This window comes from Hydrogenophaga sp., assembly GCF_035481345.1.
Taxonomy (GTDB): Bacteria; Pseudomonadota; Gammaproteobacteria; order Burkholderiales; family Burkholderiaceae_C; genus Hydrogenophaga.
Genome location: NZ_DATIGV010000176.1, coordinates 1 through 10,927, shown reverse-complemented (window position 1 = coordinate 10,927; position 10,927 = coordinate 1). Strand labels below are relative to the sequence as shown.

General features: G+C 69.4%; 9 protein-coding genes. 4 read left to right on the top strand and 5 right to left on the bottom strand.

What is annotated here, in order from left to right:
- Positions 1 to 128: 128 nt before the first annotated feature.
- On the bottom strand, positions 129 to 626 hold the full coding sequence (gene rraA / locus VLG41_RS17990; RefSeq protein WP_325350764.1) for a ribonuclease E activity regulator RraA: 498 nt from the start codon (positions 624 to 626) through the stop codon (positions 129 to 131).
- Positions 627 to 899: 273 nt separating this feature from the next.
- Between rraA and VLG41_RS17985 the strand changes: the two genes are divergently transcribed.
- The 4 genes from VLG41_RS17985 to VLG41_RS17970 all read left to right on the top strand — a co-directional run bounded on the left by VLG41_RS17985 (position 900) and on the right by VLG41_RS17970 (position 6,444).
- Positions 900 to 1,367: an SWIB/MDM2 domain-containing protein gene (locus VLG41_RS17985; RefSeq protein WP_325350763.1), complete on the top strand. Its 468-nt coding sequence runs from the start codon at positions 900 to 902 to the stop codon at positions 1,365 to 1,367.
- 144 nt (positions 1,368 to 1,511) lie between these two features.
- Positions 1,512 to 3,338: an adenylate/guanylate cyclase domain-containing protein gene (locus VLG41_RS17980; RefSeq protein ID WP_325350762.1), complete on the top strand. Its 1,827-nt coding sequence runs from the start codon at positions 1,512 to 1,514 to the stop codon at positions 3,336 to 3,338.
- A gap of 102 nt (positions 3,339 to 3,440) precedes the next feature.
- Positions 3,441 to 4,442 carry a phosphatase PAP2 family protein gene (locus tag VLG41_RS17975; protein ID WP_325350761.1) on the top strand — a complete coding sequence of 334 codons (1,002 nt, stop codon included), beginning with the start codon at positions 3,441 to 3,443 and terminating at the stop codon, positions 4,440 to 4,442.
- Positions 4,443 to 4,500: 58 nt separating this feature from the next.
- The gene (locus VLG41_RS17970; RefSeq protein ID WP_325350760.1) at positions 4,501 to 6,444 is read left to right on the top strand and encodes a S8 family serine peptidase; all 1,944 of its coding nucleotides are present in this window, start codon (positions 4,501 to 4,503) and stop codon (positions 6,442 to 6,444) included.
- A 24-nt stretch (positions 6,445 to 6,468) separates the two neighbouring features.
- Here the strand turns inward: VLG41_RS17970 and VLG41_RS17965 are convergent, their stop codons facing one another.
- The 4 genes from VLG41_RS17965 to VLG41_RS17950 form a co-directional block, all read right to left on the bottom strand.
- Positions 6,469 to 7,122 (bottom strand): Crp/Fnr family transcriptional regulator, encoded by a 654-nt coding sequence (locus VLG41_RS17965; RefSeq protein ID WP_325350759.1) that lies wholly within the window; start codon positions 7,120 to 7,122, stop codon positions 6,469 to 6,471.
- Positions 7,123 to 7,132: 10 nt separating this feature from the next.
- Positions 7,133 to 7,822 (bottom strand): LuxR C-terminal-related transcriptional regulator, encoded by a 690-nt coding sequence (locus VLG41_RS17960; protein ID WP_325350758.1) that lies wholly within the window; start codon positions 7,820 to 7,822, stop codon positions 7,133 to 7,135.
- A gap of 128 nt (positions 7,823 to 7,950) precedes the next feature.
- Positions 7,951 to 9,657, bottom strand: a complete 1,707-nt coding sequence (locus VLG41_RS17955; protein ID WP_325350757.1) for a thiamine pyrophosphate-binding protein — start codon at positions 9,655 to 9,657, stop codon at positions 7,951 to 7,953.
- Positions 9,654 to 10,907: an MFS transporter gene (locus VLG41_RS17950; RefSeq protein WP_325350756.1), complete on the bottom strand. Its 1,254-nt coding sequence runs from the start codon at positions 10,905 to 10,907 to the stop codon at positions 9,654 to 9,656. Before VLG41_RS17950 ends, VLG41_RS17955 begins: the two co-directional genes overlap by 4 nt.
- Positions 10,908 to 10,927: the final 20 nt, after the last annotated feature.

The following is a 10,927-nucleotide window of genomic DNA, read 5'->3' as shown; positions in this document are numbered from 1 at the left end:
GCGTAGCGAAATAAAGGAGGAGGCCCGGCGCAGCCGGGCCGGGGGACATTCGCGGAGCAGGGCACCCAGCGGCCGCGAGCCTTGAAGTGGTGCAGGCAAGCAACCGCCACGACCACCAACCCCTCAACTCAAAGCCGAGCGGCGCTCACAACGATCCCATCCTCGTCCGCGTAGAGCCAGTCCCCGGGCCTCACCCACACCCCCTGCACGCGCACCGCGACATCGCGCTGGCCTTCACCGCGCCGCTCGGTCGGCAATGGCATCGGCGCCAGCGCGCAGATGCCCACATCGCATGCGGCCAGTTCGGCCACGTCGCGCACGCAGCCATCGATCACCACCCCCGCCCAGCCGTTGCGCGCCGCCGCCGCGCCCAGGTTGCCACCCAGCAGCGCGCGGCGCAGCGAGGCACCACCGTCCACCACCAGCACACGCCCCTCGCCCGCGCTCTCCACCGCCGCCTTCACCAGCGAGTTGTCCTCGAAACACTTCACCGTGCTCACCGGCCCGTGGAAGGCGCGGCGCGCGCCGAAGTGGCGCCACACCGGCGGCAGCACGCGAAACGCGCCGCTGTCGTCGGCCTTGTGCGCGTCGCAAAGATCGCAGGTGGCGGGGGAAGAAGGGCTCATCGCAGGCTCCCAGAGGTGGTTTCGGCACGCGCGCATTGTCGAGACAAACAAGGGTCGAACGCGCCTGTGCACTCCCTCTGGAGCGCTCTCTGGAGCGCACATCCCCGCGGAGTGTTGTTTTCCGCGCCAAAAAGCGCCATCCCCCCCTTGCCTTCCCTCTCAAAACCGCGTCTTCCTCCTTGGAAGCCGCGTGCAACTCCATTAGCATCATGACGCTTGTGAGAGAGCGCGTTCTCCACAAGCGATACATCAACTTCTAGAAGGAAATCAACCATGGCAACTGCGAAGAAAGCCGCCGCGAAGAAGGCTCCGGCGAAGAAGGCCGCTCCGGCCAAGAAGGCCCCGGCGAAGAAAGCCGCCCCGGCCAAGAAAGCCGCTCCGGCGAAGAAGGCCGCTCCGGCCAAGAAAGCCCCGGCGAAGAAAGCCGCTCCGGCCAAGAAAGCCGCTCCGGCGAAGAAGGCCCCCGCGAAGAAGGCCGCTCCGGCCAAGAAGCGCACCCCCAACGCCGCTTTCATGAAGGCCCTGACCCCCAGCGCCGCCCTGGCCGCCATCGTCGGCAGCAACCCGCTGCCGCGCACCGAGGTGACCAAGAAGGTGTGGGACTACATCAAGAAGAACAAGCTGCAGGACTCGGTCAACAAGCGCATGATCAACGCCGACGCCAAGCTGAAGGAAATCTTCAAGAAGGCCCAGGCGTCCATGTTCGAGATGACCAAGCTGGTCAACGATCACCTCAAGTGATCCCCCTACCGCCCTTCAAACGGCGGTGAACCCGACAAAGCCGACGCCCCGTCGGCTTTGTCGTTTCTGCACGTTCATCACCCATTGAGTCCTTGGCGTGCTATTGATTGTGCGAAACTGAATCGTTTTGTCACACCTGCCTGCATGGTCCCCTCGCCCGCGCCCTTCTCTCCCGAGCCTGCAATGCCGCCCAGTGGCCAGGCCGTGGAGTTGCCGCCGGTGCAGCACAAGACCGTGCTCGTGATCGATCTGGTGGAGTCCGTGCGCCTGATGGCGCACAACGAGGAGCAGGTGGTGCGCTTATGGCGCGGCTTCGTGCACCACGCCACCACCGAGGTGTTCCCTTCACTGGGCGGGCGCCTGGTCAAGAGCCTGGGCGATGGCCTGCTGGCCGAGTTCGATCACCCCGCCCAGGCCGTGCGCGCCGCGCTGGCGCTGCACCGCCATTTCGACGGCGCCAACCAGAACCTGCCGGTGGCCCAGCAGTTGCACCTGCGCGCGGGCCTCAATGCCACGCAGCTCTACGTCGACGACAACGACATCTATGGCCAGGGCGTGAACCTGGCCGCGCGCGTGGCCGATCTGGCCATGCCCGGCGAGACCGTGGTCACCGCCAGCGTGTACGACGCCATCGTCGTCGGCATCGACGCGGACGTGCAAGACCGCGGCGAGAGCTACCTCAAGCACTGGCCCGAGCCGGTGCGCACCTGGACGGTGTCACCCGTGTCGGCGCAGGGCGCGGTGCCGCGCATGCCGGCGCCCGAGGCCGCCACCAACGACTTTCGCCCGAGCATCGCCGTGGTGCCCTTCGAGACGCGCAGCCACTCGCAGGAGCAGTACGTCATCGGCGAACTGCTGGCCGACGGCGTGATCACCCAGCTCTCGCGCAGCCCCGACCTGCGTGTGATCTCGCGCCTGTCCACCAGGGCTTTCCGCGGCCGCCACGCCACGGCGGCCGAGGTCGGCCAGCGGCTGGAGACGGCGTACACGCTCAGCGGCAGCTACGTGAGCTATGGCGACAAGGTCGTGATCAACGCCGAGCTGTGCGACAACCGCCGCGGCGAGGTGGTGTGGGCCGAGCGCCTGGCCGGCGAGGTGATGGACCTGCTGCAGAGCGACAGCCAGTTGATTCACCAGTTGAGCGAGGCCTGCGCCGAGGCCCTGCTGCAGCACATGGTGCAGCGCACGCTGGTGCTGCCGGTGCCGCAGCTCGACAGCAACGCGCTGATGCTGGGCGGCATCACGCTGATGCACCGCTCCACGCCGCGCGACCTGCAGCGCAGCCAGCAGTTGCTGGAAGCCGTGGTGGAGCGCCACAAGCGCGTGGCCACGCCCTGGGCCTGGCTGGCGAAGTGGCACATCATGCAGGTGGTGCAGGGCCTGGCGCCCGAACCGGCGCAGACCTTCCGCGCAGCCATCGCGGTGGCGGATCGCGCGCTGGACCTGGAGCCTCACAGCTCGCTGGCGATGGCGATCAAGGGGCATGCGCTATGCCATCTGGGCAATGACGTGGAGGCTTCGCGTCGGCTGTTGATTGAATCCACGCAGAGCAACCCGAACGACCCGATGGCATGGCTGTATCGCAGCGTGTGGTCGACCATGTGGGGAGAAGCCAAGGATTCGGTGGGAGAGGCTGAGACTGCGGTTCGGCTGTCCCCGCTTGATCCACAGAAGTACTACTTCGAAATGATGCTGGCCACCTGTTATGCAGCAAGCATGCAGTGGCAAAGGGCGATTGAACTCAGCCGCGCGTCGCTCAGGAAAAACAAATATCACCTTCCGACATTGCGATGTCTGACGGCCTCGCTGTATGAGAACGGAGAACTGGAGGAAGCTCGCGAGCACATGAGTGTGATTCGCAGCCTGGAGCCCAACCTCACCATTGAGCGTTATCTCGCATCTGGGCGTGAAAGCCCGCTGCGCCGCAGAGTGGCGGTCGCCATGACCGCCCTCGGATTACCCAAGCACTAATTCAACCAAGGAGTGGCTATGAGCGGAGGAATGTCAGGTGGCATGTCAGGTGGCATGTCGGGAGGAATGTCAGGTGGCATGTCGGGAGGCATGTCCGGGGGTATGGCAAACGCCATCGCTTCAACCGACGCTCTCACCCTCTCCCGCGCCGCCATCGTCGGCCCCTACGATGGCCCGACACTGAAGGTCAAATGGCCCGCCTTCAACGACCCGGCCAACCTCAAGCGCTGGGACAACGTCCCGCGCGTGCTGGCCATCGGCTCCGAACTCATGGAGGGCCTGAGCTTCGGCACCAACGCGCGCCAGTACCGCGCCGAGTTGCAGTACGCGCGTCAGGGCACGCCGCACAGCCTGGTCACGCTCAAAGGGCCGGATGAATCCCTGCTGAAGAAGCAGCTCTCGCTCGTCGCCGCCTACGCCGACCTGCGCACCGACCGCTCGCTGGAGATCGTCGAACAGATGGGCTACCCGGTCGCCTTCTGGGGCTCGGTCGTGGGCCTCACCGCGCACCGCCACGGCAAGACGCTGCAACTGCTGGAGGTGGCCTTCAACCTCGCCGCCAGCGTCACCCAGCGCTTCAAGTTCATCTTCTCCACCGTGCGCCCGGTGGAGTTCTCGCCGCAGATCCAGCCCATGATCCCCACGCCAGGACACGGATCCTGGCCCAGCGGCCATTCCACCGAGGCCTTCCTGGCCGCCACGCTGCTGCAGGCCCTGCTGGACGCCGGCTCGCCCGCCACCGCGCGCCACCCCGGCAATGGCCAGGAAAGCCGCGAGCAGTTGCAGCGCCTGGCCGCGCGCATCGCCATCAACCGCACGGTGGCCGGCCTGCACTACCCGGTGGACAGCGCCGCGGGCCGCCTGCTGGGCACCGCGCTGGCCGAGTTCATCGTGGCGCGCGCCACCGGCGGCAAGGTGCACGCGCGCGGCTTCAACTCCGCGCTGTTCCAGGAACCCGATGGCGCGCCCAAGGACTTCAGCCTGAACGACCCGATGGACCACGCCAGCGGCTACCCCTACACCCGCGACCCGCGTGCCCGCGCCGTGGGCGAGGCGCCGCTGCTGAACTGGCTGTGGGAAGAAGCCGTGAAGGAATGGCCATGAGCGCCGCACGGCCGCCCAAAGGCGCTCGCGCCGCAGCGCGCTGCGCGGAGGCTTTCCAATGAGCTGGCGCCCGCTGCCCACGGGCGAATTCACAGGTATCGACTGGTCCGCGCCCGGGGCCATCGACGGCATGGACCCCTACCTCGCCTGGGCCGAAGCCGACGGTTTCATGGGCTACCACGCGCCGGGGCGCGAGCCGGTGCCCATCAAGTGGATGCCCCTCGTCATCGGCCTGCGCGAGGGTGTGGACGTGCGCCAGCTCGTGGACGCCAGCTCCACCCAGTGGCTGCGCATCCCGCAGGCCTACCTGCTGGTGCCGGGTCTGCGTCACTGCAGCGCGCGCGTGTCGCGCGAGTTCTTCCGGCAATGGCGCACACGGCCCGTGCTGCGTGAGCTTATCGAGCGCTTCGAGCTGGGCTTGCCCGTCGAGCAACTGCCGCTGGGTCTGAACGAGTTCTGCACGCCGGGCTGCCACCCGCAACCGCCGCGCCAGCGCGTTCGCGGGCCGGTGCTGGGCGTCATCGACGGCGGCCTGGCCATCGCCAACGCGGCCTTCCTCGACCCCAAGGGCCGCACGCGCGTGCGCCACTTCTGGCGGCAGGACAACTTCTACGGTGGCCGCTGGCCCGGCACGCCCGACCACCGCCGCGTGCCGCTGGACCCGCGCCGCGCCGGCCCTCGGCCGGACGACATGGGCTACGGCCACGAACTGAGCCGTGAGGACATCGACCGCGTGCGGGCCGAGTTCACGCGCCGAGGCCAGGTGGACGAGGAAGCGCTGTACCAGTACGTGCAGCTCTGGGACCTGTCGCGCCCCGTCAACCACGGCACGCACGTCACCGGCCTGGCCACCGCGCCCGGCGGCCCGCTCAACCCGGGCCTGGACGACGCCGCGAGCCGCAGTGCCATCGTGGCCGTTCAGCTCGACTGGGCCAACGTGCTCGACACCTCGGGCGGCGCGATGAACGTGAGCGTGCTCGATGGGCTCATGTACATCGTCTCGCGCTGCGCGGAGGACGCCGACATCGTGGTCAACGTGAGCTGGGGCACCCTGGCCGGGCCGCACGACGGCAGCTCATTGCTCGAAGCGGCCATGGACGAGCTGGTGGACAAGCTCGGCGGGCGTCTGCGCATCACCCTGCCCGCCGGCAACGGCTACCAGGGCCGCACGCACGCCAACGCCACGCTGGCGCCGGGCGAGTCGCTGCCGCTGCACTGGCGCATCCAGCCGGACGACCACACGCAGAGCTTCCTGGAGATCTGGCTGCCCGATGGCGCCGAGGGCGTGAGCCTGAGCGTCGCACCGCCGGACCGGCCGGAGCAGGCGGTGACGCTGACGCAAGGCCAGTCGGGCATGTGGACGGACGCGCAGGGCCAGCCGCTGTGGACGCTGATCTACCCCACGCGCAGCGCGCTGGGCGAACGCGGCACCTGCGCGCTGCTGGCGCTGGAATGCACTGGCAGCCACGAGCACGACCACCCGCTGGCCCCCTGCGGCGCGTGGACGGTGACGCTGCGCAACGGCGGCCGCCGCGCCGTGGTGTTCGACGCCTACGTGGAACGCGACGACATCGCCCTTGGCCTGCACACGGGAGGTCGGCAGTCGTACCTGGAAGACCGGTTCTACGACACCCAGGGCAACCTGAACGGCTGGGTGGACCAGCCCGGCAACCCCACGGCAATCCGCCGCAGCGGCGTGTTCAACAGCCTGTCCACGGGGCGGCGCACGGTCAGCGTGGGCGGCACGCGCGTGGCCGACACCGGGCCACAGAACCTCTCGCGCTTCGCGCGCTACTCGCCGCAGCGGCCCGACCCGGGCCCGGCGCGCGCGCAGCGCCCGGGCGTGAAGCTGGTGCCCGAAACCCTGGCGGCCTGCGATGACAACCCGGCGCTGTGGGGGGTGCGCAGCACGGGCAGCCTGAGCGGCAGCTCGGTGCGGTTGGCGGGCACAAGTTCGTCGGCGCCGAAGGAAGCGCGGCGGCTGCTCAACGGGCTGAGTTGAACACGGGCGGAACCTGCCGGTGAGTCACCACCGCGCCGGCAGGTTCTTCAGCAACCAGATCCGCCGTTCCCGCACCGCGATGTAGCCGCCGTTCTCCAGATCCTTCAAGAGCCGGCTCACCATCTCGCGCGAACACGCCAGGTGCTGCGCGATCTGCTGGTGCGTCAGGCGCTCGCGCAGCGGGCGGGCGCCGTCGTCGTCCTGCGGCGCCAGCGCCCAGCCATTGAGCAGCTTCACCAGCCGGCCGTACACGTCGATCAGCGCCACGCTGCGCGCGCTCTCGGTGGCCAACCGCGCGCGCCGGATCAGGCGCGCCATGAGTTCGAAGGCGAATTCGGGGTGCTCGGCGATGTAGGCCAGCAGGCGCTCGCGCGTCACCACCGAGCAGGTGCTGGTCTCTGCCGCCTCCACGTTGGCCGAGCGCGGGCCGCCGTCGAGCGACATCTCGCCCACGTATTCCAGGGGGCCGTACAGGCCCAGGGTGAGTTCGCGGCCGGAGGCGTCGGCCACGTAGGCGCGCAGGCGGCCCTGCAGCACGATGTAGAGGGTGTCGCCGGTTTCGCCTTCCTGAATGAGCAAGGCGCCACGGCGGTAGCGGCGTTGGATCCCTTGCGCGGCCAGTGCTTCGATGTGCTGCGTGTTCTGCGAGGGGAAAGTCGAAGCGCTGGCTAAGGGCATCCGGTGGTGGCTACGGGTGGGAGTAAGCCACCGGATTGTGCGCGACCGGCGTGATGATGCGCAAGGCAGGCACCACGGGGGGCAGGCTGTTCACCCGCTGCAACAGGCGGCGCACGCTGCTGGCGCCGGCCTTCTCGCGCAGGGTCTTGACCTGGCTGCGCACAGTGGAGATGGCCACGCCGTTCTCGGCGGCGATCTCCTGCACGTCCAGGCCGCGGCACAGGGCGAGCATCACCACCTCCTCGGTGGGGCTCAGGCTGAGGGCACGGGCGAACATGCGCACGGCCAGGTTGTCGCTGGCGCTCTGGCGTGACAGCAGCACCAGCACGGTCGGCGTGTCGTCTTCCAGCGGATGCGACAGGGGCGTGAAGGCCATGGACAGGTCGCGCTCGCCCTCGCGCATGAGCAGCAGGCGGCGCTGGCCCCGGCTGGCCGCGTCCAGCGCCTGCTGGATGCGCTCGCTGTGTTCGGCGCTGCTGCCCATGAGGTTGCCGCTGCAGGCGCGCAGCACGCGCCGCTGCGCCAGTTCGTGGCGCGCCAGGTGGTTGGCGTGCAGGATGCGCCCTTGCGGGTCGAGCAGCAGCATGCCGTAGTCCACTTCATCGAACACCCGCAGCAGGTGCGCCTGGCTCAGCGCCCTGGCCTCCCCCGTCGAGAACTGCGTGCTGCTACCCCAAACCGTGTCAGTTGCCTGTCGCATATGAATACCTCCGTATGACGGAAAGTTTTGCACCGACAGGCGTTGGATACTGTGCCGTGTTGGGGTCTAAACCTGTGATGTATTCACATTCCGCCCCCCGCGGCCGGGGGGCGGGCTCGGCGCCGGATTCAGCGCTTGAGGGCGGCTTCGCGAATGGCCGTGAGCGTGCCCCGGGTGGTGATCACCTCGGGCGAGAGCGGCACCACGATGAGCGTGCCGCCCGGGTGGGCCAGCGCGCGCTGCAGGGCGGGCTCGAAGTCGGCGGTGCGCTCCACGCGCTCGCTGGCGTAGCCGTAGGCGCGCGCCAGGGCCGCGAAGTCGGGGTTGTTCAGGTTCGAGCCGCTCACGCGCGCGGGGTACTCGCGCTCCTGGTGCATGCGGATGGTGCCGTAGGTGCCGTTGTCCAGCAGCAGCACGATGCTGCGCGCGCCGTGCTGCACGGCGGTGGCGAGTTCCTGCCCGTTCATGAGGAAGTCGCCGTCGCCCGCGATGGTGAGGGCGGTGCGCCCGGTGAGGATGGCGGCGGCGATGCCGGCCGGCACGCCGTAGCCCATGGCGCCGTTGGTGGGCGCCAGTTGCGTCTTGTGGCCGCGCACCAGGCCTGGGTAGCGGTAGAAGCGGTGCAGCCAGCTCGCGAAGTTGCCCGCGCCGTTGGTGAGCACGGCATCGGCCGGCAACAGGCGCTGCAGGGTGTGCACGATGGCCGGCATGTCGATGGGCCCGGGCAACACCACGCCGCCATTGGCGGGGTCGATGTTGGCGAGGTAGTCGGCGTGGCAGGCCTCGGTCCAGTCCGCCCAGGGCAGGCTCGGCGGCGGACTCAGCACCTCCAGGCTGCGCGCGGCGGCGTTCATGCTGGCCTGGATGGCGAGCGTGGGCTGGTAAACGCGGTGCAGTTCCTCGGCGCTGGCGTGGATGTGCACCAGCTTCTGCTTCGGCACGGGCGCCTCGATGAGCGTGTAGCCGCCGGTGGTGCTTTCGCCCAGGCGCGGGCCCAGGGCGATGAGCAGGTCGCTCTCTCGCACCCGCCGCGCCAGCGCGGGGTTGATGCCCAGGCCCACGTCGCCCGCGTACTGCGGGTGGTGGTTGTCGAAGCAGTCCTGGAAGCGGAAGGCGTTGGCCACCGGCAGGCGCCAGGCCTCGGCGAAGCGCTGCAGCGCGGCGGCGCTCTGTGGCGTCCAGCCGCCGCCGCCGGCGATGACCAGGGGCCGCTCGGCCGCCAGCAGCAGGGTGCGCAGCTCGCGCAGCGCGCCCGGGTCGCTCCAGGCCTGCACCGGCTCCACGCGCGGCAGCGGCGCGCTGTCCACGGTGTGAGTGAGCATGTCTTCGGGCAGCACCAGCACCACCGGACCGGGGCGGCCGTTCATGGCGGTGGCGAAGGCGCGCGCCACGTACTCGGGGATGCGGCGGGCGTCGTCGATGCGCTCGACGCGCTTGGCCATGCCCTTGGTGGACGGACCAAAAAACGCAGCGAAGTCCACCTCCTGGAAGGCCTCGCGGTCGCGCGCGTCGCTGGCCACGTCGCCCACGAACAGCACCATGGGCGTGCTGTCCTGGAAGGCCGTGTGCACGCCGATGGAGGCGTTGGTGGCGCCCGGCCCGCGCGTGACGAAGCAGACGCCCGGCCGGCCGGTGAGCTTGCCTTGGGCCTCGGCCATGAAGGCGGCACCGCCCTCCTGCCGGTTGATGACGAAGCGGATGCGGTCCGCGTGCGCATGGAAGCCGTCGAGCACGGCCAGGAAGCTCTCGCCCGGCACACCGAAGGCGTGCGTGACGCCTTGTTCGATCAGGCACTCGACGAGCAAATGACCAGCGAGTTTGATCGACGCACTCATCGGGTCGCCTCCACGCGCTTGCCCACGCCCAGCGCGGCGTAGGCCGACAGGGCCAGCACCACAGCACCGCCCGCCAGCGTGGCCGCGTACCACCCGTGGTCCATCAACACGCCGAACACCAGCGGCGAGAGGGCGAAGCCCACGTCCAGGCCCGAGTAGACCGTGCCGTAGACGCGGCCGGTGGCGCCCTTGGGGGTGGCGCGCTTGATGAGCAGGTCGCGGCTGGGCCCGGCCACGCCGAGCGCGAAGCCGGTGATGGCCAGCACGACCATGGTGCCGACCTCGCCGAACCAGCCGGTGGCGCACAGCAGCATGAGCAGCGCGCCCAGACCCATGCCCCAGGCCAGCACGGTGTCGCTGCTGATCTGGCGCCGCTGGCCATAGACCGCCACGAAACCACCCACGAACATGCCGGCGGCCGAGCACAGCATGTAGGCGCTGACGGTGAAGGTGGCGGCCTCCATCGAGGTGCCGTAGACCGCCTGCAGGATGGACGGCACGAAGCTCTGCACCACAGCCAGGGTCATGGTGGAGAGCAGGAAGAAGGCGAAGCACCACCAGACCACGGGCAGCTTGAGGAAGTCCAGGTCGCGGGCCTTGGCCGCGCCGGGCGTGGGCGCGGCGCGCACCACCACCTGGGTCAGCAGCTTGTCGCGCTGCCACCAGAGCAGCGCCAGCACGCCCAGGTAGAGCAGCGCCGCCGAGTAGTAGGCGGTGCGCCAGTCGCTCATGGTGGTGATGCCGACCAGGAAAACCGGCGCCAGCGCCCAGCCCAGGCTGCCGGTGACGCCGTGCACGCTGAAGGCGTGGCCCAGGCGCTCATTCGAGACGCGCTGGTTGAGGATGGTGAAGTCGCAGGGGTGGAACGGCGCGTTGCCGATGCCGGCGAGCACGGCCACCGCCATCAGGCCCCAGTAGCCCGTGGCCTGCGAGGCCACCAGCGACGCCGCCAGAAAGCAGGTGATGGCCGCGAACAGCACCGGGCGCGCGCCCACGCGGTCGACGAGAAAACCGGAGGCCGCCTGGCCGATGCCCGAGATGACGAAGAACACCGTCATCAGCAGGCCCACGTCGGCGAAGCCCAGGCCGAAGTCGCGGATGAACACCGGGAACAGCGGCGCCAGCAGCATGTGCGAGAAGTGGGACGTGCCGTGCGCCAGGCCGACCAGGCCGATGACGGCGGCGTCTTGCTTGAGCGGGGCGGGATTGGCGGGGGGCAGCGTGCCCAGAGCGGCGGCGGCAGAAGTCATGGGCCGAGATGGTACCGAGC

Excerpts from the sequence above, each read along its gene's own strand:
- rraA (WP_325350764.1), bottom strand. The coding sequence starts at position 626 with ATGAGCCCTTCTTCCCCCGCCACCTGCGATCTTTGCGACGCGCACAAG.
- VLG41_RS17985 (WP_325350763.1), top strand. The coding sequence starts at position 900 with ATGGCAACTGCGAAGAAAGCCGCCGCGAAGAAGGCTCCGGCGAAGAAG.
- VLG41_RS17980 (WP_325350762.1), top strand. The coding sequence starts at position 1,512 with ATGGTCCCCTCGCCCGCGCCCTTCTCTCCCGAGCCTGCAATGCCGCCC.
- VLG41_RS17975 (WP_325350761.1), top strand. The coding sequence starts at position 3,441 with ATGGCAAACGCCATCGCTTCAACCGACGCTCTCACCCTCTCCCGCGCC.
- VLG41_RS17970 (WP_325350760.1), top strand. The coding sequence starts at position 4,501 with ATGAGCTGGCGCCCGCTGCCCACGGGCGAATTCACAGGTATCGACTGG.
- VLG41_RS17965 (WP_325350759.1), bottom strand. The coding sequence starts at position 7,122 with ATGCCCTTAGCCAGCGCTTCGACTTTCCCCTCGCAGAACACGCAGCAC.
- VLG41_RS17960 (WP_325350758.1), bottom strand. The coding sequence starts at position 7,822 with ATGCGACAGGCAACTGACACGGTTTGGGGTAGCAGCACGCAGTTCTCG.
- VLG41_RS17955 (WP_325350757.1), bottom strand. The coding sequence starts at position 9,657 with ATGAGTGCGTCGATCAAACTCGCTGGTCATTTGCTCGTCGAGTGCCTG.
- VLG41_RS17950 (WP_325350756.1), bottom strand. The coding sequence starts at position 10,907 with ATGACTTCTGCCGCCGCCGCTCTGGGCACGCTGCCCCCCGCCAATCCC.